This window comes from Pseudopedobacter beijingensis, from assembly GCF_042678145.1.
Taxonomy (GTDB): Bacteria; Bacteroidota; Bacteroidia; order Sphingobacteriales; family Sphingobacteriaceae; genus Pseudopedobacter; species Pseudopedobacter beijingensis.
On sequence record NZ_JBHUDG010000005.1, the window covers coordinates 37,506 to 63,518 of the forward strand.

Sequence of the window (26,013 nt, forward strand, 5' to 3'; positions counted from 1 at the left end):
TAATATGTCATCATATAAATACAAATCAGTTCTATTGATAGACGACAATTACATAGACAATGTAATTAACCAGAAAGTGATGGTGGCAGCGGATTTTGCTGAAAAGATTTATATCGAGCAGTCGTGTGAAGACGCCATACGTTTTCTTCAAAAGCTGATTGATGACAAAATGAACATTCCTGAAGTGATTTTTGTAGATATCAGGATGCCCATAAAAACGGGGTTTGATTTTCTAGTTGAATTTGAACAATTACCACATCAGGACATAGAAGACGTAAAAATAATTATGTTATCTTCTTCTCTGGATCCAACAGACCATAAAAAGATTGTAGAATTTAACAACGTTTCAGATTTCTACGGAAAACCCTTAACAGAAGAAACTTTAAAGAATATTTAATATAGAAATGCTACTTGTTGCTGATGGTGGTTCTGCCATTACAGATTGGATTTTATTGCTTGAAAACAAGGATATACTGGAGTTTACCAGCCCGGGTATGAACCCTTTTTTTCTTTCTGAGAAAGAGATATTAAAAGTGCTTAATGGAATAAAGCAACTTGAACCTTATATAGATCAGGTGACAGAAATACATTTCTTTGGAGCAGGTTGTAATAGCCCCGACAGACGAGAATCTGTAGCTAATGCCCTCTCTACTAAATTTAAAAATGCATTTGTTAATGTAGAAAACGACGTTTTAGGTTCGGCTTATGCAACCTGTAAAGATCGACCGGGACTTAACTGTATCCTGGGAACGGGCTCTAACATATCTTATTATGACGGAAAAGATTTATACGACGGCGTACATGGTCTGGGGTATATTTTTGACGATGAGGGCTCGGGAACTTTATTCGGCAAGAGGTTGATTACCGATTTTTTATATGGCAAAATGCCTGATGATTTAGCTCAGGACTTTTTTAACACATTTGGCATCACTAAAGAAAAAGTAATAGAGAATATTTATCAGAAACCTTTACCTAATTTTTATCTGGCTTTGCATAAAAACTTTTTGCATAAGCACATAACACACCCTTATTGCAAAAACATAGTGACAGAGGGGCTTAACAATTTTGTAATTACACATATATTCCCCTACAAAAATTACAAAGAGTTAAACTGTAATTTCGTTGGTCCAACAGCCTTTGTATTTCAGGATATACTAAGAATTGTATGCAAAAAAAATGATGTCAGTATAGGAGTTATTCTTGAAAAACCTATTATAGAGTTATTTAACTACGTAAGAGAAAAAGAAAACTTCGATTAGTTGGAAAGGGGAAATCGGTACTACAACTATATCTTCTTATAAACGACACCATGCACCGCCCTTATCAAAAGACGGTGCAAAGAAACAAGAACTTTATAGACTTTTTGAGTCTAAGTATGATTAAGCATTAAATTTATACCCCACACCTCTTATTGTTTGTAAAAACTCTGGTCTATCTGGGTTTTCTTCAATCTTTTTTCTTAACCTTACAATATGCATATCTAATGTACGGGTATTCACATCAGAATTATAACCCCATACTTCCATCATCAAATCCTCTCTACTAATCACCTGATTAACATTTTTAAGAAAATAAAGTAAAATCCTGTTTTCAAGAATAGTTAATTCTATTTTCTTATTGTCTTTAAGAATAGAGTGGGTGTGTGGATGGTGCTCCATATCACCAAACTTAGATATTTCATGTTTATCTGCATTGGCAGCAAATTTCTTTTTATTATCTAACATAGCCACCAACACATCCATATTAAAAGGTTTGGTCAGATAATCCGAAACACCAAAATTGTAAGCATCTATTTTATCCAAATCCTGTGCTTTTGCCGTCATCATAATAACCAATCCCTCGTAGCCTTTTGCCCTTAATTCCTTACAAACTTCAGACCCCTGCATTCCCGGAAGCATCCAATCCAGTAATACAACAAAAGGTTCTTCTTTTAGAATCAGCTCCACCGCTTCGCTTCCACTTCCTGTTTCTACAATAGTATACCCTTCAGATTTTAAACGATGAGCGACTAAAAACCTTAGGTTTTCATCATCCTCAACTAATGCTACTTTATTGTCTTTATACATCTTATTTTTTTATATAGGGTAATTCCACCTTAAATTCAGACCCTGTCTTTTCTTTACTCTTGACAGTAATGTCTCCTTTCATTAAATTAATTAATTCTTTACAAAAAGCCAAACCTAAACCAATACTTCCTTGCTGATTGTACTCGCTCTCTATCCGGTAAAACTTCTTAAAAATGTTGTCCATCTCTGCTGGAGAGATACCAATTCCTTTATCTTTAAAACTGAAAACTATATTTTTCCGGCTTCTTGATATGGTAATTTTAAGGTATTTAGTACCCGGTTTCGAGTATTTATATGCATTTTCAATTAAATTCTGATAAATACTGGTTAATAACACCGGATCCGATAAAAATGTTTTCACATTTTTCTTAATATCCAGCTCAATCTCATAATCAGGATATTTAAGTTGGTAGCCATCAATAATATTCTGTGAAAATATTTCAGGATTTATTTCCTCCTGTTTCACTTTAATAGTTTTATTCTCTATCTGGGTAAAAGAAAGCAACTTGTTCATTAAGTCATTAAGCTTATCCGCTTCCTCGTCCAATATTTTTCCGTAATGCCGTTGTTCTTCCAAACTTAGCTTTTGCGCACTTTTAATATTGTTTCCTGCTATTTTAATAACAGATACCGGTGTTTTAAATTCGTGAGTGAGGTTATTCACAAAATCATATTGCAGCTTAAAAAGCTTACGACTGATACTAAAATTCCTATATATAAGAAAAGTAATGAATATGATAATAAAATAAATAAAGAAGACCCCAAACGCCAATGGTAAAAACCTTCGGTTTACCTCTCCCTGTAAATAGTTCTTATCTGTAGAAAAATAAAGCTTATAATCAGAAAAAGCTCCTGAAAGGGGAATACTGGTCTGCAAAATATTAGTATGCTCCAGAATAGGATCATAAGACAACTCTCTGATAGTTGTTTTTTGATAAATATTCTGGTGTTTATTAGCTATCCTAAGTTTATAAGGATTAAGTTCAAACGAGAAGAGATCCATTTCGTACTCCGGAGCCTTTTCCGTTTTACTATTCATCAAATCCTGAAATAAAGCTATTTCTTCTCGCCTGGGTACATTCAGGTAACTAATACGATTAGAAGTAATATTGTAAAATACCTTAAATATAGTTTCGTTAGAAAAGTTTTTAGTGGTATCTGCCGACTCAATAAAAGAGGCTACCTTAAGTCCTATATTGTTAAACTCATCCGAATTTTTAAGACTAAGTTCTCCCGGTTTCTTTCTTTGGTAAATTACTGTAGAATCGGGCGGTAGATTACGCCCAAACCTATAAATGTTCTTAATACCAATTCCTAGATTTCTAATGGTTATACCATGCGTAATTCCCCTGTCGCTGATATAGGAATCATAGAAAATCATATGATCTACAAACGGATATTTCTCCAGAACAGAATCTGCATAATTAGAGGCAGAAAGAGAATCCAGATATCCCTGGTAATAAGAAACTTCAGGAATAGCTTGCTGAAAGAAAGTTTCGTAGGGTTCCATTGTTTCCTCCAGAACATCTATTTTCAACGAATAAAACTCGCTTTCAACATATTTTTTGATCAGGTTATGTCCCAGACCTAAAGCCACTATCAAAGATACCGACAACAGTATCAAAAAAATGATAATCAAAAGCAGATTTCTCTTGAAGTTCAGTTTATCAGCTCTCATGTCTACTGAATTTTCTGGGACATATTTTTTTCCAGAAAGCTTTCTAAATGTTTATAAAAATAGACTTTATTGTTGAGATTACTGATTTGATGACCTTCTTCTTCTTTCAAAATATAGGTAACTTGTTTTTGCTGTTTTTTAAGCTCTTTAACAAACTGGCTGGTTTCGTTTGCATTAGCCTTTGAATCTTTTCCTCCCTGAAAAATCATAATAGGGATACCTATTTTATCACTTTGGAAAATTGGTGAAGCCGCTTTAATTTGCTCCACATTCTTAATAGGACTTCCTATTACTTTTTCTATAATCTGATGATGCGGGTTATAATACGCAGGAATCCCTTTCATATAGGTAAACAGATTCAGAAATCCAGAATAGGAAACTGCACATTTATAAAAACCGGGTAATTGTATAGACTGGTTAAAGGCCGAAAAACCGCCAAAGCCTTTCCCATAAACCGCTATCCTATCGGGATCAACCAAACTCTGTGACATCAGCCATTTAACCCCGTCTTCAATATCATTCTGGATAGCTTTGTCCCATTGTCCAAAACCGGCCTCATAAAATTGTTTACCATAACCGGTAGACCCTCTAAAATTCATTTGAAAGACTGCAAAACCACGATTTGCTAAAAACTGTACTTCAGCATTATAGCCCCACACATCTCTGCAATAAGGTCCATCATGCACCAACACCACCAAAGGTGGTTTCCTATGGACATTAGCTTTAGAAATAGTTAAGTATCCATGTATTTGTTGTCCATCCCTGCTTTTATAACTAACAGGCTGCATATCGGCCATATCGGAACTAATAATATCTGAGTTTACCTCTCCTATTTTTAGCAAACTTTTCTTCTCGAGATTATAAAGATAGTAGGCTCCGGGGGTTTTATCAGTATATCCAAACAGGATATAGTTATTCTCATCCTCGTCATGATCCTTTACTTCTATAATTTCACTTTTTAAAGCCTTACGTATGTTTTTGTAATGCATTTCGGTCGTATCCTGCAGAAAAAAGGTTTTACGCTTATCCAGATTAGTAGATACGTAGGTAATAGTATTCAGTTTTTTGGAAAATGCCGCCTTAATCAGGTCAGCCTTTTTACATTCAAAAATCAGCTTTTCTTCCTTTCCCTCATCGCAGTTAAACTCAACAAGCGCATATTTGTCCCTACCAATATTAGACAGGGCATACAGTCTATGCTCCTTATTCCTAATAAACATAATAGGCTGAATAGAGGTCGTAAAATAATTGGACATCATCTGCTTAAACACAGCATTAGCGTTAGCAGAGCGGTAATACCAAACCTCATTTGTCCCCTTACTTCCTCTTGCTAAACGAATATTATTATTTTCATCAGCATACCACTCAATCACATTTCCCGGGTTCTCAATAATCATTTGTTTTACCGATGTTTCTACATTTAAACGGTAAACATCCGTGTTATCCGGTGTACGCTCATTCATGCAGAAAAGAATCTCCTTATCGCCACTTTTATTATTGTTCTGTATAAAATCCAGCTTACTAATTGTATTACTCAATACTATTTCTTCCTGTCTGCTTCCATTAACAGTAGAAGTATAAAGACCAAACTCCTTACAGGCAATATCTTCAGCAATCATCACTAAATAGTGGTCGCCAACCCAACAGTAATCCCTTATAGATTTCCCTTCAAAGGTAGTTAAAGCATAAGTTTCGTTTGTTTTCAGGCTCTTGATAAACAAATTTAGTTCGCCCCGTTCGTTAGACTTTAAAAATGAAATTAAAAATCCATTCGGTGATATTTTAAAAGAAGACGACTCGGATCTTTTAAAAAATGTCTCAATCGCAATTCTTTTGTGAGAAGAATTATCAATACATCCCCCCATCACTAATGAGAACACAGTGAACAGATATAACAACCTACTTCTTTTCTCCAAAAAATCCAATTGCGATAATATGTGGTATCCTATTTACAATCTATCAAAATAACCAAAACTTTTTATGGCTTAACAATATTTTTAGTAACAAATAAGTTAAGTTAGTACCAATTTAAAAAAGTTTTATATTTTAATACACTGTGAAAAAAATCTTGTCAATTATATTGGTGCTATCTTTGGGAGTATTACCTTCCTTTTCCCAAAATAGGGAAAATTTTAGAACTGCCAATCAACTTTTTATAAATGGCAATTACGCACAGGCCAAAACCCTATATGAGAAGTTATATCTTGATACCGATTTCAAGGAAATTATCCTTGATAATTATATAAAAACCCTGTTAGCGTTAAATGACTTTAACGAGGCAGAAAAGATTGCTAAAAAGGCTGTTAAAGATAATCCTAAAGAAAGCCAGTATTTGCTAACTCTGGCCAGAGTATATCAGAAAAAGGGGAACAATACTGAATACAATAAACTACTCAACAATGTTGTCCAGAATTTACCTGCCGACGAATTTGCCATTAGCCAACTGGCCAATAGTTTTTTTGAGACAAGAGATTACGAACTTGCCATAAAAGTATTCTTAAACGGCAGAAAAGCGCTAAACAATCATTCGTTATTCTCTTACGAGCTCATTAACCTGCATAGATATTTACGTCAGAAAGACCAGCTTACCCAGGAAATACTTAATCTATTGGAAAGCAGAGAAGATTATCTGCCTACTGCAAAGATGAATTTATCAAGAACTTATGAAAATGATGAGGACTACAAAACACTAAAAGGCATTTTACTTAAGAGAGTGCAGAAAAACACCCCGGCAATTACCAACTTCTATGAGCTACTGGGATGGACTTATATGCAGCTTAAAGAATATCCATCGGCTCTGAATCAGTTTATAGCTTTAGACAGCCGTTTAAATGGCAATGGTTCAAAAGTATATGACATTATTTCTATATTGATGGATAACCGCGATTTCGAAAATGCCCAAAAAGGACTCGAATACATTTTATCCAAAGGGAATAATTCTCCCTATTATGTAAATGCTAAAATAGCATTACTAAACGTAAAGAAACTGCAATTAGAAAAAAGTGGACTTAACAAAGATAAAGCTCTGGTATTGGCAAAAGATTATGAAACTTTACTTGCCGAATACGGAAAAAATGAACGCACCTTATTCGCTATCAGAGAACTATCAAAGATTAAAGCCAATTACCTGAACGATACCGAAAACTCAGAAAAACTATTATTGGAAGCTTTGGAATTCAAAGCTTTAAGGCCTGATGAAATTAGCAATCTTAAATTTGACCTTGCTGATGTAAACATATTAAAAGGCAATCCCTGGGAGGCCTCTTTGCTATATGGCCAGATCGAGAAGTCTAACCCTAACACACCGGTTGGACAGGAAGCTAAATTTAGGAACGCCAGGCTTTCTTTTTATAATGGCGATTTCAAATGGGCTAAAGCGCAACTGGATGTTCTTAAAGCATCCACGTCTCAACTTATCGCTAATGATGCCCTGGATTTAAGCCTGATTATTCAGGAACATCTGGAAGAAGACAGTACCAATACAGCACTAAATATGTACGCCCGTTCCGAATTTTTTAGAGAACAAAGACAATTTGAAAAAGCTTTGCCTATACTGGACAGCATTCTCTTAATTTATCCGGGAACATCTTTAACTGACGATGTTATGCTCTCTAAATCCAGAATATTCCTCTCTATGAATAATTTTGAACTGGCAACACAGTCTTTCTTAAAGCTGATAAACGACTTCCCTGAAAGTATCTGGGCAGATGATGCGCTTTATTCTCTAGGCATCATTTATCAGGACAATCTGAACGATAAAAACAAGGCTATTCAATATTTCGAACAGCTTATAAACAACTTTCCGGGAAGTCTTTTTGTAGCCGATGCCAGAACAAGATATCGTTTATTACGCGGAGATATTCTGTAATACAAGAAAGTAATTTAAATTTGCCGAATGATTATCTTTAATGTCACTTCTATTGTAGAAGATAGCGTTCATCAGGATTTCTACAACTTCATGCATGATATATATATGCCTGCTGTTCTGGCTTCCAATAAATTTGCTGACGCCAAACTTTTCAGACTAACCGAACCTGTAAACGAAGGAGTAACCTATTGCGCACAATATACGGCACACTCTCCTGCAGATCTGGAAGTTTACAGAAATGAATATTTACCCGAACTGCATCATAGATTAATGAAACAGTTTCCAGAGAAAATTGTCGTTTTCTCCAGTGTTTTAGAACTTACCCAACCTTAAATGAATATTATTGAAACCCCTATAAAAGATCTTCTTATTATCGAACCTAAAGTTTGGAAAGACGATAGAGGATATTTTTACGAGAGCTATAACGAAAAGCTTTTTAAAGAATTTGGAATAAGCTACAGCTTTGTACAGGACAACCAATCATTCTCACAAAAAGGCACTTTAAGAGGTTTACATGCACAGGCAAACCCTTTTGCGCAGGGAAAACTGGTAAGAGTGATACAGGGTAAAGTACTGGATGTTGCGGTCGATATTAGAAAAGACTCACCTACTTATGGTCAGCATTATTCAGTAGAACTTACCGGCGACAATTTCCGTATGTTTTGGGTACCTCCTGGTTTTTTACACGGCTTTGTAACTTTAGAAGATCAAACCATATTTACCTATAAGGTAACAGGATTCTATGATAAAAACTCAGAAATTGGCGTAATGTGGGATGATAAAGTCCTCAATATTGACTGGAAGATAGATAACAACGAAGTTATCTTATCAGATAAAGATAAACAGCTGAGTAACTTTAAACACTTTGAAAGTCCCTTTTAAAAAGGGACTTTCAAAGTTCTATTTCAGTTTATAAGCCACTACAGATTTTGCATTAAATGTAGGGACATACAACATTTTACTTTTTGCATCATAAGCAAGATCTGCCGTATTCATTTTCCCCTGTACATCTAACATTTTCTCAAAAGTACCATCAGCCTTAACATAGTATATGATACCTGGCCAGCAGGTTACTAAAAAATCACCATTACCAACAGGTTCTATCCCATCGCCGCCTTTTTCAAATCCTTTAGCAATAACAGTTATTTCTTTATTTGCATTTATCTTCCATAATTCCGGTCCGGCCAACACATACAAGTCTGTCCCAATAGCCTTTAGTCCGTTAGCACTTTTCACTTTCTCCATATAAAGCTCCACTTTGTTACCTATTATTTTATAAATAAAGCCTTTTCTGGTATCAGAAACATATACGGTCCCCTTACTATCTACAGTAATATCATTTAAGAAAATAGCATCAGGTACCTCCAGTTTCTCTAATACTTTTCCCTTATTTATATCAATCACCACCACAACATCTAAATCTGCCACATACATTTTGTCTTTATACATTCCCAATCCTTTTGGTGCATTTAAACCTGTTATCCAATTCAGGTTTTTTACAGAACCATCCATATTTAACTGTCCCACACCTCCAATACCATCCTTCACATTTCCCTCACCATCAATTAAAGACACATATAAAGTTTTTGTCTTCTCATGAATGAGAACAGATTCCGGCACCGGAATGGTTTCTTTAGTTTCCCATACTTTCTCCAAAGAATGTTGAGCATTGGCCGAAAACACAGTTATAAGACCAAATGCTGTAGACAATAAAGTTTTCTTAAATTCCATTTCGTGTTTAATAGATTTCTCTAAAGATACAAAACCTGTACTAAACTAAACCAGCTATTTATTAAGCCATATTTACATCAGCTGCACCATAATCAGTCTGTTTAGCTTTTTATTTCGTATGCTCTTTATAACCTGCCAGATTATACCATACCGGAGCACTGCTACCTACCCTGTAAATACCAAACTTAAAGTAATAACCATCGTCATCATTCCGACCAATCAATATCTTTTGATTATTCACAATATGTTTACGTTCAATTTTCCCACGCTGTGTATAGTTCATATTCACATCCAGCTTACCCGGTTTAACCACATTATTTGCCTCTTTGCCATACTTTGTCCAATCAATATCTATTAAAAAAGTAACCCAGCAATCCTTTGGAAACTCTCTAAAAGGCATTTTATAAGCAATTGTTGATGTTTTATAATCCGATGTTACCTCTTCCATAATAGCATGTTTGGTAGGGTCGGCATTATTTCTATCCGTTTTATCTGTTAACCATTTACTATCAGAATTGGCTTTGATATAAAAATATCCTTTTGAAAAACCAAAAGCTAATGGCGGATAACCTCCTTGTTCAACCAGCCAGCCATTAGGTTTGCCCGCTGTATATACAATATTACCATTCTTGTCTTTCACCACGTTTCCATCCTTATCTTTCTTTTCCACTTTGTCGTGAGCAATATTCTTTTTAAAGATCATTTTATCATACAAATCAATAAACTCCTCCGTACTTAAAGTCTTTATCTCCCCTTCTGGAGTAGAAACTAAAGTCCGGTTGGGCATACCATGCCACTGGGCAAAAATTGAAGACACATTCTCTGGCAAGTCAGACGGAACATATATAGAAAATGTATAGCTTTTAGAGCTGGCTTGTGGAGCTGCTCCTTTTCCGTAATGATAAACGGTTTTTAATTTCTGAGCATTAGCAAAACTCTTTACAGGAAGACTTGCAAAATCATCATGCGTAGCATAGCAATAAGAAAACTCTATTCTTCCTTTGGTATCACCCTTTGCATACCCTTCTAAAGAATTATCCTCGTTTTTAAGCTCGAACCGATAAGATGGTTTACCATTAAATAAGTGAGTATAATCATACTGAACGGCGTAAGGTCTGTTAATCCCTACTGCTACCCACTCGTTATCTATTATATCTGCTTTTTTTGCAGTATCTGCCTGAACATTTACCCGCGTTAAGATGGGTTTTAAACCCTGCCCCTGAACAGATATATAATATCCAAAGCACTGAGCAATTAATAAAAATAGGACTCTTGTTTTCATAATTTTTTTGGGATAAGACAATAACAATAAGATTTAGTTTAATCAAAGCTATCCCAAAAAGACTTTTTCCTATTTCTAAATTATGCTAATTACTTTCAATTTTGATTAAATTATTGACCTTGTTTTTGAATGATGAGCGTTTGAACTATGAATGATAAACGATGAACAATAAATGATGAATGATGAACTATGAATGATGAACTATGAATGGATGAACTCTTTTTAAACGAATAACGATAAACAATGAACTATCGACCATCAACCATCCATCCGTTTAAAACTTTCTCTATACTGTATTTTTTGATGTTGGTCTTTTTAAGTTGGTGAGACCAGCTCACTCTTTGCGAAAGATCTTTTGCGCCTTCTCCAAAACTTCCATATTCCGCATAATAGGTCGTTTTTTCTTTATCAGGAAACTGCTTATCTCCTTTCCATGGGTTCCATCCTTCTTTCACAATGTGTGCTCCCATATCTGTATGGATAAATACAGTTTGAGCGTAAGGTCTCCACGGACGACCTAAAAACACTTTACTAACAGAAGCATCTTTAGCTACCAGCTTACAGTTTACAAATACAAAACCGTATGGATTTTCTTTTACCGTAGAAGCTGCTGTGATGTATGAATTGGTTAAGCTTTCTATAGTGCAATTGTAAAAATAGACGGTAGCTGCCCCAAAGATAAAATCGGTTGTCCCATTAATAAAACAGTTCTCGAGATAGTTTCTGGTTCCCGCTTTTGCCAGATACAAAGTATCCTGATTTCCCAGAATATTGCAGTTTTTTACAGCTATACGATCTCCTTCGGTGTGTAAAGCCACTGCTTGCCCAACTCGTCCAGCAGCATTCTCTATGGTAAGATTTTCTAAACTGCAATCATTAGCAGCTATTAAAACGGTGTAGGATGTATAGGTACTAAATTTTGCATTTCCTGTTACATCTATTCCTCTAAAAGGCTTACCAGAAAAATCATCGTAAGTAATTATTGTCTTATCTTTATCTTCTCCTTTTAAAGTCACATTTCTTTTGAAAGAAGGAATAACTATTTTCTCTTTATAAACACCAGCTTTGATAAAAATAGTTACCCGTTTCTCTGCATGATCTCTAACTTTATTTACCGCCTCCTGTATGGTCTTAAAATCACCTGATCCATCCTGTGCTACAACCAGTTCGAACCTATTATCAGTCGTTTGCGCAACACCCATAAACCCTGCAAAAACCATAAATATGATACTTATAACACCTTTCATATCTAAAATTTTTCTTATTTCACAGCTTCAACCCTAAACCAATCTACATCCGCATAACCAGAATCATTGATTTGTGTATCTCTAATGGCATATAATCCTAATGTTGCACCAATCCATTTACCTGGTTTTGCTACAAAAGTATCTCCCACCCCAGTATATTTCTTATCATCTAAACTGTAAAACCAGTTACATTTACCTCCATCAGTAACCTTTACTCTCAGATAAATATATTCATTTGGTTTAATAGAAGTAATCTGTTGTTCTACTTCTTTACCGGTAGTTAGTCCCTTTTTACAAACACCAAAAATCAGACTCTGCCCTTGCTTGGTATTTTTAATAAATAGCTGACTATAATCCTCTCCTACTACAGCAAAACCAGCTCTTTCGTTATCTATTTTCTCGTTACCCTTCAGTTTTATTTTGGCAGTAGCCATAAAGTTATCGGCAGGAAACTTCTGTGTTAGAATATTTGGTACATCTAATAGATTTTTTGTTCCCTCTGGTATCTTTTTAGTGTATAGTCTTAAAGCACCGTTGTTACCTGGCATTAACCATGTTCCATCCGGATTTGCCTGCCATTGCCACTGTTTGCCTAAAAGTGGGGTTTCAAACTCATCAGATTCAGCAGGGTTAGCCATAGGATAGGTTTTACCTACGTTTGGTTTTTTGTATTCCAATACTGGCTCCCCTGTCCCTTTTTTCCCTTTTTCTATACCTATTACGGGCCAATCATTCACCCATTTCATAGGTTGCAAATGCACTACCCTGCCATAGGCGTCTTTATCCTGAAAATGTATAAACCAATCTTCACCTGTCTGAGTATCAACCCAGGCACCTTGGTGCGGGCCATTAATTGGAGATTTTCCCTGATCCATAACAACCCCTCTTTCAAAAGGTCCAAAGATACTTTTTGACCTTAATACCAATTGCCATCCGGTAGATACGCCACCTGCAGGAGCGAACATATAATAATATCCGTTTCGTTTATGCAGTTTGGTTCCTTCAATAGTTGGATCAAGCTCGTGACCATCGTAAACCACTACTCCTTTATCTAAAACTTTATCTCCGGCTTCGTTTAATCTGGCAATTAAAACTACACTTTTTAACCCCGCTCTGCTTCCTGCATAGGCGAAAGACAAGTAAGCTTGACCATCCTCATCCCAGAAAGGACATGGGTCTATCAATCCTTTTCCTTCAAAAATCAATACCGGCTCACTCCAATCCCCTTTTGGATCTTTGGTTTTTAACATATAGATTCCAAAATCAGGATCGCCATAATAGATATAAAATTCACCTTGGTGATATCTTATAGAAGGTGCCCATACCCCATTACCATGTTGAACTTTATTAAAAACAGCTGTAGGGTATTGCTGTGGCAAGGCATGATTAATTATTGTCCAGTTTACTAAATCTTTCGAATGCAAAATGGGTAAGCCGGGGGCATGGTTAAAGCTAGATGCGGTCATATAAAAATCATCCCCTACCCTAATGGCATCCGGATCAGAGTAGTCTGCATTTATAATGGGGTTTTTATATTTCCCGTTACCTAAATCCGGAGACCATACCTTAGATAAATAGTTTGCTGACTTCTCTACTTCTTGCGCAAGCAGCTGATGAGTTGCCAACGTCAATAAAATAAGTCCTTTCTTAAAGATTTCCATTTAGACTCTTAGTAATTAATAGGGTTACAATTAATACAAGTCTAAGGAATTAAGCGATAACCCTTAAAAAATACAGGGACTAAATCTACGCAATCGATGCCGGCAACGTTTTAAATGAGGAGCTTTTGAACGAGGAATGATGAACGAAAGACGATGAACGATAAACGAAAGACGAATAATGATGAACTATAAACAATCCAACTCCGGTCTTCGGACTCCGGACTCCAACTATCTTCCCATTACTTTCCGCAATTGCCCAAATAAATCTTCTGGCCTAAAAGGTTTTGCTATATAGCCATCCATACCTACACTTAACACTTCATTAATTACCTTATCATTTACAGTGGCGGTAAGGGCAATAATGGGTACGCTGGATTTGGTCTTATCTGCAAGCTCTCTTATTTTTTTAGTAGTTTCGTAACCGTCCATTTCAGGCATAAACAAGTCCATAAAAACGATATCGTAATTATTCGACGTAACTTTATCCAGTGCTATTTTCCCATTCTCTGCTATATCTGGTTTAATGTTTTGCTGTTCCAATGTCTTTTTCATAACAAGTACATTGACTGCATTATCTTCTACAACAAGCACTTTTAAATTCGAAAGTCCTGTTAATACAGCTTCTGGCAATATATAACTGGGGACCAACAGCACCGTGGTATAAGGAAACTCTATATCAAATGTAAGCCGGGTGCCTTCGCTAGGTTTGCTTTCCAGTGTTATAGTAGTGTTATAAAGCGCTAAAACCTTTTTTACAATAGAGAGCCCCAAACCCGTACCTCCATAATGTCTGCTGATACTTGGCGAAGCCTGTACAAATGCTTCAAAAACTTTTTCTTGTTGGTTTTCCTCTATACCTATTCCGGTATCTTCTACCAGAAACCTAATCTTCACTTTATCGTTTGTCTGGTTAAGGATCTCACAGGATATGCTTACTATTCCTTTTTCGGTAAATTTTATAGCATTATTCAATAAGTTGAGTAAAACCTGCGTAAGCCTCGTTGGATCGCCATACAAATATTTATCATGCAGTTCTTCTGGGAGATGCAATTGTATATCTATATGTTTTTCTACTGCTTTAATCTTTATGCTGGCGTATATGTTTTTTATTAACTGATTCAAGTTAAAAGGTACATATTCCAGTTCCATCTTCTCCGAATCTAATTTATTGAGATCCAGGATATCATTAATCAGATGAAGTAAGTTCTCTGCGGAAAACCTAAGCACAGATAAGGTTTCTTCCTGGTCTTTCCTCGGAGATTGTGCAATAAGTGCATTTGTAAGTCCAATTACTCCGTTTAGCGGTGTCCTCAGTTCATGAGACATGGTCGATAAAAACTCCATACGGGCATTAGACAGCTCGTTTACACTCTGTATGGTATCATTTAGTTTTAGGTTTGTCTCCTTCAGTTCGTTCTTAGTTTGGGTAAGGTTATTGATATTCTTGCTATACGCTTTAAAGAAGAAATAATGCAGAAAGGTAATCAGGAAGAAATCAAATAGCAATACATAGACATAAACAGGTTTTACTACAACTTCCGGAGCAACCTTTAATAAAAAGTAATCTTTATCTGTAAATGCCACATCTATAATAACGGGCAGCGAATTTAATGTGGAGTAGAACCACCCCCATCTTGGCCCTTTCATGAAAAAGCCCAAAGCAGATGCCATCCAGATATATTGCAGCGTAGCTGCATTTATACCATGCACAAAAATTAACAGATTACCCCAGGCTCCCAATAATGTCATTAAAATAAGTACGGCATGAGACAATGCCCGCCATACATTAGCATAGTACATAAATACTATAAAAAGGGAAGAGAAGAAAAAGATAGTACTTGCCCTTATCAGTTTCAGAAACTGATAATTATAGAAATACGCAAACATTAATGTTAACCCAAATACAGCATAAGCTACAAGAAGATAAAACAGCATACGTACCCGGGCCTGGTTTATCGGGTCGGTTTCCCGTGACACCATCTTTCCTATAAAGCCCTCTATCTTTTTGGAGAGTGTAATCATTGTTGCTTGAAATTAGGCAAAGCCAACCAGCTTATACCTTTCAATATATTAATTCTTATCTGGTAAATAAAACATAATATTTTTATTATTCCTATAATTATGTTTCTTTGATTTCAGGAACTTTCTGACAGACATAAAAGTACTTCATAATCTTTTGATAATAACGAAAAAAGGGGCTGCATCAAAATAAGGACATTGTCATTTCGATGAGTACAGCGACGAGAAATCTCTTTTCTAAGCACTTCTTAAAGAGATCCTTTGACTGCGTTCGGGATGACAAGGTTCTTTTGATACAACCCCTTGTTATAAACTAAAATGTATTAATTAACTCTACTTCTTAATCATCTTAAAGATTTCTTTTTTCATTTCAAACACAACTTCTACTAAATAAACCCCCGGTTTCCAGGCAGAAACATCTACTTTTACCTGATTGGTTAAGGTCTCATTAACCTGTTGCATTATTTTACCATCAATACTATATATATTAATTTGGCTTCCTGTGTTGGCTCCTATCATTACAAAGTCTTCTGCCGGATTTGGATATAAAGTCAGATTGCTTAAACCTTCTATCTTAACAACTTTTAAGTCGCTCTCAAAACGCTCTCCATTTCTATCGTACTGTCTAAGTTTATAATAACTGGTACCATCATAAGGTTGTTTATCTATAGCAGTGTAAAACGCACTTCCATCTGCTTTTACAGATTGTACAACCTCTTCTCTATCTTGTTGTATTTTAATTATTTCAAACCTATCTGCTTTATCCTGATTAAGCACTTTCCAGCTTAGCCTTACCTGTTGTACTCCTGTTGTACTTTTCTCTACCTGCGCTTTAAAGTCTGTAAACTCAATAGGCAGTGTCTCGTTAGGAAACCAATCTATTTTATCTGCTCCGGCAAACATAGGTATCAGGGTTTTTACTGCCGAGGCTGGAAAAGCGGTGTAAGAATAGTATGTCTTTGGATCAAAAACCTGCTCTGGGTTAAACTCATCAAACTTTACTGACCGTCCACCAGGGTTCAACATTGCAGGATTTATCTTCGAAGTAATTACCGGTAATCCAGAGTCATCATATTCATTACCTATTTGTTTCAACCCCGTTGCTACTTTATTTCCTGTTTTTGAAGAAAACGTAGCATCGTTACCTGGCTGATACAATGCATTAAAATCTGCCGAAGCTCTGTCTGCATACATTGGCCACCGGCTATTCAGGTAAAAGTTATTTTCTGCATATACTTGTGACAGATTTGATGCTGCAATGCCGTATAGCATAATATTCTCTCCTAAACAATTTAAAACATGTACTTCGCCAAAACGGACTCTTGGGTTTCTTGAATTGGTATGTAAATAATGATTGGCGTAATGAGTTACTTTCAGGCGTCCTATATCTTTAGCTCCATTACTGTCCGAGTGGCCTATCAATCCTGTTTTCCAGCTGTTTCTGTAAATAGTCCATGATACTGTTACATAGCTTGCTCCATCTTTAATATCAATACCTCCATCAGGGTGCTCTGTGTTAACAGGCATAGTTGTAGGATGCCCCACGGTACAGTGGTCTACCCATATATGGTTTGTTTCGGTATTTCCAATATTGATTCCGTCATCATAATAATCCTGGAATGTGATATTACGGATAATGATATTCTGGCTTCGTTTAACATTGATACCAAAGTTTAATACCACGTTTTTTCTTCCAATAATAGTTAGGTTAGCCTGTTCCTGAATATCCAGCATGTGATTTCCCCAAACGCTAATACCATTTGCAGGAACATCTGGGTAAACACCGGTCTCCAGTACAATAGTTAAAGGGTTATTGCTTATTCCTTTATATTTTATTCTGTCTTTCAGAATCTGGCAGAGTTTATCAAACTCAGATGGTCCGTTAATATAAACCGTATCTTTTTTTGTACCTATTCCGTTAGCATCACCACCTGTAGTTGGCCCGTTAAAACCATCGCCATTAGCTGCTGCAAAACCTACAGGTGTTTTAAAATCAATCTGAATATCATCACTGCTAAAGTTTGCTATAATGTTCTTATTATCAGAAACAGTAATTACCTGTACAGCTGTACTACCAGACAAAGCTCCTCCCCAATTCTCAAATGTTGAACCCAGAATAGATTTTGCTGTAAGGGTAACTTCTGTACCCGCAGTATATTCGCCCCCTGCAGGAGATAAGCTTACTTCTCCTATTCCGTTAACAGTTACATTTACCTTATAAGTTTGTATCTGCTGAAATTGAGCGGTAATGTTTTTATTGCCATCTACATTAAATGTTTTAGGATTCTCTGTACCCAGGATATCACCTCCCCAATGCAAAAACTTAAGGTTTGCTTTTTCCTCAGCCAATAAGGTTACTTCTTCACCATCATAATATTTATTACCTCTTCTTTTTGGAGAAAAACTCACTATACCTTCATTATCTGTGGTTACATTAACAGTATACGACGTACATGGAGCACCAGAAAGCTCTATCTTATCCAGATTAGGTCCATCTGTTAAATCCCAGGTTAACTGAATATTGTTAACCCCTGCCTGTAAATTTACCGCAACAAGCACATCGCTCCAATCTGTAAATAATGCCCCCGTTTTAGGGAAAGATACATTTTGTATAAAGACATTGTTTACATAAAGTTCAGCCGTACGGTCGTCATCCTTTGCAAAGGCATAACGGATTTTCATAGTTTGTACCCCTGTAGTTTGCTGACAGACTGCAAAAGTTATCTGATTATCTCCTCCCGATAAGAAATCAATAAACCCCGATCCTGAGAAACCGGCATGCTGTGTATCTACTTTCCCTGTAAAATCGGCATCTTCGGCTTCGTAAGTTGTAAATGTTTGATTAGGGTCTACAAATACTACAGAGACCGTCCAGTTTTTAGTGGTACCGTCTTGTGCAGTTACCGTATAAACAACATTTGAAGAGAAATCAAGAGCTGCCCCAATAGCAGGATTAACAGTTGCATGGGCAGAAACCCCCAGTGTAAGCGGTATTAAGTTAGTAACAGAAATCCCTATAGGCATAGTTACCAATATAGTTGCTGATGCAGAATTAACAGCAGCACTACCTATCTGATCTGCTGATAGTTTAAAATCAGTAATCTCTTTCTCCGACGATAAAATCTGATGTACCGTAACTACCCAGTCTTTAGTTGTAGTACCATCTTCTGCCAGCACAGTATAAGTTATAGGCGAACTAAAATCCTGAACAACCTCTTTGGCCGGAGTAATAGTAGCACCACTGGATAATGTAATAGCAGTTGGCGCTGTGTTAAGATTAGTTCCCGAAGCAACATTTATATCTATTGTTCCATTGCCATAACTGATGTTTTCCTGCCCTATCTGTCCGTTTATTTTGAAAGACAAAACTTCAACATCAGAGCTAACTCCCTGGGTTGCTTTGTACAAAGTAAGCACATCTAAATTAGCATCACCCGTTCCTTCGTTTACAATTTTAATTCTCCTTATTGCAGCTGGAGCAATAACAGAAGCATAATTTGATGTATTTACTTCATATAGATTGGTACAGGCGGTATTACTGCTATTAGTTACTACAGTAGTTAACAGCTTCCAGTCCATATCGCCAGAAGTTGTAGGTGTAGCATAAATATGGAAAGTGCGTACCTGATTGGCTGGTTCTTTAAAAGTTAACCTGCTAAGTCCATCCGGTAAAACAGGCGTAACAGCATAAGCATTTTGGCTTTTTAGTAAGCGCAAGCCTTTTGATCCCTCACAAAAACTCCCTGCCCTATATGCATAGTAAAATGTCCAATTCCCTGTCTCTGTGGTAATAGACGTAGGGGTAGTATAAGCACTGCCCGATGAACCGGTTATATTGGTACTTTCAAAACCTTCTGTCCAATAAGCATCTTGTGCCTTTAAGGGTGTTACTATTCCTAACAGCACAAAACAATATAAGAAATAGATTAACTGTCTGATTTTTTTCATACTTGATTATTTTGAGTGATTTATTTGATATAATAGGTTCTAATTGTAATAGAAAAGAACTGCAAAACAGGTTAACAACAGGCATAACAAAGCCATGAGACTATCTTAGTTGTCTCCTCCAGTAATTGGAGCAAGCTTTGAATTTACCTCAGGGGTCTCTTCACAGAGCCAAACAACTGTATTTAAGGTCCCGAAACAAGTTTGGGATAACCTAAATGGTTCAAATACATGACGAAGCAATCTCTTTTGGCACTACGCTCATAGCTTTTTTATAATCGAACTCCTATCTTATTAATGAAAGGCTGCATAACCTATTCTTTAATAAACTTATACCGGTCTTTAACTATAGTACCAGCCACCTGTTGTAAAATGTAAGCCCCCGCATTCAAAGAAGTTATATTAATAGCCTTACTGCTTTCTTCTTCAGAAACATGAATAGAAAGCACTTTCTGGCCATGGGTATTTAAAATCTGTAAAGCAGTTATACTCTTGTCCCCAATTTGTACATTCAATACATCTTGTGCCGGATTAGGATATACAGAAAGTACAGGCCCCTTTTTCAGTTCAGCCACAACCACATCACTATACTGATATTTAGCATCATGATCCAACTGCTTCAAACGGTAATAAGCCTTTCCTGAAAGAGCATTATAATCAGTATAAGTATAATGATGCACCCCCGAAGTATTATTGCTGACTTTAGTATCTATTGGCTTAAACTCAGTGCTTTCCGTTCTTCTTTCAATAACAAATTCTTTGGTATTTACCTCGTTAGTAGTTTGCCAGTTCAAGGTTACTGAACTATTTTGATTGTTAGGTTTTGCCGTGAAAGAAAGGAAGTTGAGGGGGAGGGTATACTCTGAGAAACCCGCAATTATTTTGTAAACTCTTGTAGTTGCATTTACATCAGTAGCATCAAGCCCATTACTAATCCTGATATACTTTGTATTAGCAGGAAAAACAAAAGATTTTTCTGCCCCCGGTACAGTTGTTTTAACACTATTATCTGTATATGTATTAGTTGCACTCGCATCATTTCCATAAGTAATAATAGGATTAGATTCCGTAGAATTCCCGGCTCCTCTATAATAAATAGTAATTTTCTTTATATCGCTAACAGATGTAATAGAAATATACTTTGCGGTTCCTTTCCCTATTTCTATATATTTATAGTCCCCATCTACCCTTGCTATACTTCCACTTGCTCCCCCTCCTATTGTTATTCCTCCTTGTGTATAATCATTAAATGTAGTATTTGCCGTGATGGGAAAATATTCCGCAGTCACATCAAAAGTTAATTCTTGTGCCTTAACATAAAACGTTATAGACATAAGATAGCATAAAATTGAAAAGTAAAGTTTTTTCATAACATATGTGTTTAATTGGTTTAACATTATAACTGTAGAAATAGAATAATCTAAATCATAATACGATGTCTCTTCTTCATTAATTGGTCAATCAATTTTAGCAAGTTTAAAACTGAAAATGAAGCATTTACAAAACAAAATCCACGCAATCGTTGCCGGGAACGATATAGGTTAATGAAGACTAGAGACCAAAGTTGGATTGTTTATAGTTCATCGTCTTTCGTTTATCGTTCATCATTAAAAAGTTCATTATTTGTTCATCGTTCAAAAGCTCATCATTTAAACCAGTTCATCATTCCCCTTCTTCCAATATTTCATATTACATAATTTTTTATTATTAGAGTTTATTTATATATTTATAACAACCAGTTATAGATAAAAAGCTAACGTCAATCACTTGCGTTTTTATCTTGTGTCTTAAGCCTTTTTAATTTTTAACATAAACTTTATAAATCATGGCAGTATTACACAAAATCAAAGCTTATCTGTATGATAATCTTTTAACCAAAGACAAACCCAACGATTTTATTGCTCGTACCATAAGTGAGCGATCGTTGAACGTAAAACAAATCTGCAACGAAGCAGTAAACCGGGGCGGTGCAGATGTATCAGCCGCTGCTATGGAACATGCTACCGAGTTATTCTTAAAAGAAATGGCTTATCAGCTATGCGATGGCTTTTCGGTAAATACAGGCTATTTCACGGCATCGGTAACTATTAAAGGTGTTTTCGACAGTCCTACCGAAAACTTTAATCTCCGTAAACAAAACCTGATGTTCCGTTTTGCACAGGGTGACCGCTTAAGAGCAGAAATCCGCAATATTGAAGTAAATATACTGGGTCTAGCAGATACAACAGCCATTATTTTACAGGTAGAAGATAAAAAGAGTGGTACCATTAACGATTTACTAACACCAGGCCGTAACCTCAAAATCATTGGACAGAAGATAAGAGTTTCTGGCGATAATTTAACCAATGGTGTCTTCTTCATCAATCTGGAGACCCTGGTAAGTACACCAGTACCTGCGGAAGATATAGTAATTAACAACCCCTCAGAAATAATGGTTATTATCCCTGATTTGGATGTTGGAAATTATCGTTTAGAAATTACAACCCAGTACACAATAAACTATACATTAAAAGAACCACGCACCGCTATTTTTGATAAAGAACTAACTGTAATAGGATAATAATAAAGCTTGCAAACAGACACATTTAATAATACCGAACGGTTACGGTCATCGTAACCGCTCGATTGAGGTCATCGTAACCGCCCGATTGAGGTCATCGTAACCGACCGATTGGGGTCATCGTAACCGACCGATTGGGGTCATCGTAACCATTCGGTATTGAATGCTTACTCTATAATATATTATCAGTTGATGGTTTCTTCCCTTAGCTTATCATTTCTCCTTAGCTGAATACATCATAACTTATACAGTTTTCTCCATTCCGCTATGCTCCAATCGAAATGATGTTGAAACCAGAAGTTCATCGTTAAGCAGTTCTTGTCCATCATTCCCCATTCATAGTTCATAGTTTATCATTACTTCATCATCATTCATAGTTCATCATTAAAACCCTTCTTCAAAGAACCCATTCCCCAAAACTTCAGCTACGGTATAATACTTTGCTTCCTCATCCGTTAATTGATGCGACCAATTAACCCTCTGTTCTGGTTTAAATCCCTCTCCTATGTTTTTATACTCAGCATAAAAAGCAGTTTGCTTATTAGATTCTTTTCCCCAAAAGTCCCAACCTTGCGGTTTAATGTGTTTTCCTAATTCGCAATTGATAAAAACCGTTTTTGCGTAAGGCCTCCAGGGTCTTCCCAAATAGTAGGATGCCCCTTCTTCTCCTGTAATTTTGCAATCTTTAAATACATAACCGTATTTTACGGTATCAGGAGTGGATGCGGCAGTAATAAACGAACCTCCTTTCTTACAATATATCTCACATTCCTTAAAAAATGCAGTAGAAGACCCGAAAATAAAATCGGTAGTTCCTTCTATATAACATTTATTAAACAATAGTTTGGTACCACGCCCATAAGTATATAGAGTATCCTGGAAGCCCAGGAAATGGCAATTCTTAAAACGTACCTGATCTCCTATTATTTGTACGGCTACGGCTTGTCCTACGGGACCTGACGAGTTTTGAAAGGTAATATTCTCTGCAGTAAAACCATCTCCATAAATATAAAAGGATGCCGACCCTGAGGTTCCCATCTCTTCCCCAAACTTGTTTTTCTTGGAAGCGTAATCGTCATAGGTGAGGACTGTATGCTCTGCACTTTCGCCTACAAGCTTCACATTCTTTTTAGAACCGGGCAATATTAGCTTTTCTTTGTATATACCGTTCTTAATAAAGATAAGGGTTGGGTTTTTCCGAAAATCGGGAACTGCGTTAATGGCTTCCTGTACGGTCTTAAAGTCTCCCTCTCCTTGCCCATCAACTATAAAATCGTAGTTGTTTGCAAATAGTTGGCTTACACTACAAATTAATACAAGTAACAGTCCAAGTGTCTTAATTTTATACATCTTATTTATATAGTATCTTCTTTACAAGAATGCAGTATATAATTGCATTATCCCAATCATTTCTCCCTATTATTCATTGCTCTGGTTTCCTTTTCTCTATCATCCTTACCACCATGGAGGGATCTCCAACTTTAACTGGTTAAATGATGAACTACCTTCTATTTATCTGAATCACGGATTATACAGGATTATTGGATTTCACAGATTTGATAAGTATAGTGCACTTGTATCAGTGTAATCTTTTAAATCAGTGATTCTGACAGCAAGAATTTGAAACAGATCTTTCGACTCGCAAGCTCGCTCAAGATGAACTCCTGCTCCCTCCTTTTACGTTATCCCGACCGCAGTGGAGGGATCTCTGTCAAAAGCTCTTCTGCCGCAGCTTTAACATCGTTAATTCTCAATTTGTTATATAATTTACCAAAGGTGATTTTATCTCCTTTAACTCTTTTGCAACCAACTCTGCCATATAGCGGGCCCCCAATTCATTAAAGTGGGTATCATCTTTAACTCCTTCAGGGTAATTGGGGTTTTGTCCCTCTTTCAGGTGTAAAAACAACAACTTAGATTTCTCTTCGCCAAACTCCTGTAATAGCAGCATACTTTTCTCGCTAAGATCTATTAAAGGGACTTGCATTTCGTGGGCAACATTCCTTACCAACTGTGCATATTCTTTATGTGTATCTACAACTTTTCCGTGGGTATCAAATTTTCTACGGGCTACCGGTGTTATTAAGATAGGATTTGCTTTCTTCGCTCTTGTTTCGTTTACATATCTCTTTAAGTTTTCCTGAAACTGAGCAGGGGTAGTTGCTGATTTTTTTGTAGGTACTTCATCATTATGCCCAAATTGGATCAAAACATAATCATCTGCTTTCAATGAATCTAAGATAGCAGTCCATCGTCCCTCATTTATAAAAGACTGGGTACTTCTACCGTTTTGCGCTCTGTTATCTACTTCTGCATTCTGATTAAAAAACCAGGTAAAAGGGACTCCCCAACCGGTTTCGGGATATTTATATTTAGCCTTTTGTGCAAGGGTAGAGTCTCCTACTAAATATATCTTTATCTTCTTCTGTGCTGTACTAAATGAAGTTAACAGTAATACCAACAGCAATAAAACGGGCCTATTTACGCTTACTTTTCTCATTAACCAAACTGTTTAAATAAAGTTCTAAGTAGGTGTACCCAGAGCCCTTTTCGTCAAACTTTACCGCATCAGCAGGGTCATTTGGGTTTAATCCATTTGCTTTTTCCCAGCTATCTGGTATACCGTCTTTATCTGTATCTACTACTGGTTTACCGTCTTTTAAAACAGGCCAGCCGCCAACATCTTTTTGTGAGTCTATAATCCCGTTTTTATTCTTTCCGTTCTGTGATATTCCTAACCTTACCTCTTCTATTATTCGGGCATCTACAGCATCTCTTACATAACTGGCTCCTGCTTTTGCCAGCACGCTGAGGTAGGCATCTTTTGCAGTTTGTAGGGTTATATTGTCTGTTTTAAACGGATTGTTTACCCTTGCCGAGTCTGGTGCTTTACCCTGTACTCCCCCATCCCAATTGTTTTCACTTACTTGCTGGTTACCCTCTATTAAATTGCCTGCTATGTAAAACTGACCGTAGGGCGACCATACTTCTACCAACCTGTTCCGTCTGGCCTGATGGGTAGCCAAACCGGGTTTGTAGTAATTATTAATCATATTATACTTTCCTTTCTCGCCTCCGTAAGCACTGTTCATCCCCCAATTGTAAATAACATTATTAGCAAATTCAACCAACTCATCCTCTCCGTTTAAAGTGGTTGATGAACCACTAAATCTTGGGTTACGACTGTTATGATTAGCTAACAGATTATGGTGAAAGGACGCATTTTCGCCTCCCCAGATACCTCCATAACCATGCGCTCCTTTTGCGTGAACCGATTGGTTAAGACTTTCTGATATAATACACCATTGCATGGTGAAATTTTTATTATGATAGAATGAAGCACATTCATCAGTAGCCCAGCTCATAGAGCAATGGTCTATGATGATGTTTTGATTATGACGGTTTCCCCCGATGGCATCACCTTCATAGCCTTTTTCATCTCCCATCCTAAACCTCATAAAGCGGATAATAACATTATCTGCTTTTACATTTAATGAGTAGTTTTTGATGCAAATACCTTCGCCTGGTGCAGACTGACCTGCTATGGTAACATCTGGATTATTGATGTTTAGAGGTGATTCCAATTCTATATTCCCGGCTACCGCAAACAGGATAGTTCTGGGGCCCTTGGTAGCTATAGCCTTTCGCAAACTGCCATCGCCAGAGTCGTTTAGATTGGTTACATAAATAACCTTTCCCCCTCTGCCACCAGAGGTATATTTTCCAAAACCTTCTGCCCCGGGAAAAGACAGAGTTTGCGCATAAGACGAATGAAAAGCAAGTAACAGACCTATCAGAAGAATTAGTTTGTTTAGACCATTATCCATGGTCCATGGCCTATAGTCCATGGTTAATAGTTCATCATTATTCATAGTGTCTCTTTCATCATTCATCATTAAAAGTTCATCGTTTATTGTTCATCATTTAAACCCGTTTATCGTTCATCATTCATGATA

Annotated in this window: 19 protein-coding genes; 6 read left to right on the top strand and 13 right to left on the bottom strand. The window is 36.5% G+C overall.

Annotation, left to right across the window (positions count from 1 at the left end; genetic code table 11):
• Positions 1-4 precede the first annotated feature (4 nt).
• Positions 5-397, top strand: coding sequence for a response regulator (locus ACFSAH_RS06500; protein WP_379661901.1), 393 nt, complete (start codon positions 5-7; stop codon positions 395-397).
• A 7-nt stretch (positions 398-404) separates the two neighbouring features.
• Positions 405-1,259 (top strand): N-acetylglucosamine kinase, encoded by an 855-nt coding sequence (locus ACFSAH_RS06505; RefSeq protein WP_379661902.1) that lies wholly within the window; start codon positions 405-407, stop codon positions 1,257-1,259.
• 120 nt (positions 1,260-1,379) lie between these two features.
• Here ACFSAH_RS06505 and ACFSAH_RS06510 read toward each other — a convergent pair whose 3' ends face one another.
• From ACFSAH_RS06510 to ACFSAH_RS06520, 3 genes are read right to left on the bottom strand one after another with little or no spacing between them, the layout of a single operon-like run.
• Positions 1,380-2,066, bottom strand: coding sequence for a response regulator transcription factor (locus tag ACFSAH_RS06510; RefSeq protein WP_379661903.1), 687 nt, complete (start codon positions 2,064-2,066; stop codon positions 1,380-1,382).
• Between the two features lies 1 nt (position 2,067).
• Positions 2,068-3,744: a sensor histidine kinase gene (locus ACFSAH_RS06515; RefSeq protein ID WP_379661904.1), complete on the bottom strand. Its 1,677-nt coding sequence runs from the start codon at positions 3,742-3,744 to the stop codon at positions 2,068-2,070.
• 2 nt (positions 3,745-3,746) lie between these two features.
• Positions 3,747-5,465 carry an alpha/beta hydrolase family protein gene (locus ACFSAH_RS06520; RefSeq protein WP_379661905.1) on the bottom strand — a complete coding sequence of 573 codons (1,719 nt, stop codon included), beginning with the start codon at positions 5,463-5,465 and terminating at the stop codon, positions 3,747-3,749.
• Between the two features lie 335 nt (positions 5,466-5,800).
• Here ACFSAH_RS06520 and ACFSAH_RS06525 point away from each other — a divergent pair, with 335 nt between their 5' ends.
• Genes ACFSAH_RS06525 through rfbC form a run of 3 tightly spaced genes read left to right on the top strand, consistent with a single transcriptional unit; the run spans position 5,801 to position 8,494 of the window.
• Positions 5,801-7,612, top strand: a complete 1,812-nt coding sequence (locus ACFSAH_RS06525) for a tetratricopeptide repeat protein (protein WP_379661906.1) — start codon at positions 5,801-5,803, stop codon at positions 7,610-7,612.
• A gap of 27 nt (positions 7,613-7,639) precedes the next feature.
• Entirely contained in the window at positions 7,640-7,945 is a 306-nt protein-coding gene (locus ACFSAH_RS06530; protein ID WP_379661907.1) for a DUF4286 family protein, read from the top strand.
• Positions 7,946-8,494, top strand: coding sequence for a dTDP-4-dehydrorhamnose 3,5-epimerase (gene rfbC / locus ACFSAH_RS06535; protein ID WP_379661908.1), 549 nt, complete (start codon positions 7,946-7,948; stop codon positions 8,492-8,494).
• 18 nt (positions 8,495-8,512) lie between these two features.
• Here rfbC and ACFSAH_RS06540 read toward each other — a convergent pair whose 3' ends face one another.
• The 7 genes from ACFSAH_RS06540 to ACFSAH_RS06570 form a co-directional block, all read right to left on the bottom strand.
• The gene (locus ACFSAH_RS06540) at positions 8,513-9,343 is read right to left on the bottom strand and encodes an SMP-30/gluconolactonase/LRE family protein (protein ID WP_379661909.1); all 831 of its coding nucleotides are present in this window, start codon (positions 9,341-9,343) and stop codon (positions 8,513-8,515) included.
• Positions 9,344-9,452: 109 nt separating this feature from the next.
• Positions 9,453-10,625 (bottom strand): heparin lyase I family protein, encoded by a 1,173-nt coding sequence (locus tag ACFSAH_RS06545; protein ID WP_379661910.1) that lies wholly within the window; start codon positions 10,623-10,625, stop codon positions 9,453-9,455.
• Positions 10,626-10,873: 248 nt separating this feature from the next.
• Entirely contained in the window at positions 10,874-11,872 is a 999-nt protein-coding gene (locus tag ACFSAH_RS06550) for a pectinesterase family protein (protein ID WP_379661911.1), read from the bottom strand.
• 14 nt (positions 11,873-11,886) lie between these two features.
• A complete protein-coding gene (locus ACFSAH_RS06555; protein ID WP_379661912.1) occupies positions 11,887-13,533 on the bottom strand; it encodes a glycoside hydrolase family 43 protein in 1,647 nt (548 codons plus the stop codon).
• Between the two features lie 228 nt (positions 13,534-13,761).
• Positions 13,762-15,555, bottom strand: a complete 1,794-nt coding sequence (locus ACFSAH_RS06560) for a response regulator (protein ID WP_379661913.1) — start codon at positions 15,553-15,555, stop codon at positions 13,762-13,764.
• A 330-nt stretch (positions 15,556-15,885) separates the two neighbouring features.
• Positions 15,886-19,500 (bottom strand): pectate lyase family protein, encoded by a 3,615-nt coding sequence (locus ACFSAH_RS06565; protein ID WP_379661914.1) that lies wholly within the window; start codon positions 19,498-19,500, stop codon positions 15,886-15,888.
• A 311-nt stretch (positions 19,501-19,811) separates the two neighbouring features.
• Complete coding sequence (locus tag ACFSAH_RS06570) at positions 19,812-20,831, bottom strand: T9SS type A sorting domain-containing protein (protein ID WP_379661915.1); 1,020 nt, start codon at positions 20,829-20,831, stop codon at positions 19,812-19,814.
• A gap of 491 nt (positions 20,832-21,322) precedes the next feature.
• Here ACFSAH_RS06570 and ACFSAH_RS06575 point away from each other — a divergent pair, with 491 nt between their 5' ends.
• A complete protein-coding gene (locus ACFSAH_RS06575) occupies positions 21,323-22,057 on the top strand; it encodes a DNA-binding domain-containing protein (protein ID WP_379661916.1) in 735 nt (244 codons plus the stop codon).
• A gap of 384 nt (positions 22,058-22,441) precedes the next feature.
• On the opposite strand, the gene ACFSAH_RS06580 is transcribed toward ACFSAH_RS06575, so the two are convergent.
• The 3 genes from ACFSAH_RS06580 to ACFSAH_RS06590 form a co-directional block, all read right to left on the bottom strand.
• A complete protein-coding gene (locus ACFSAH_RS06580) occupies positions 22,442-23,407 on the bottom strand; it encodes a pectinesterase family protein (protein ID WP_379661917.1) in 966 nt (321 codons plus the stop codon).
• Between the two features lie 400 nt (positions 23,408-23,807).
• Positions 23,808-24,557 (bottom strand): rhamnogalacturonan acetylesterase, encoded by a 750-nt coding sequence (locus tag ACFSAH_RS06585; protein WP_379661918.1) that lies wholly within the window; start codon positions 24,555-24,557, stop codon positions 23,808-23,810.
• Positions 24,535-25,953, bottom strand: a complete 1,419-nt coding sequence (locus ACFSAH_RS06590; RefSeq protein WP_379661919.1) for a pectate lyase family protein — start codon at positions 25,951-25,953, stop codon at positions 24,535-24,537. Before ACFSAH_RS06590 ends, ACFSAH_RS06585 begins: the two co-directional genes overlap by 23 nt.
• Positions 25,954-26,013: the final 60 nt, after the last annotated feature.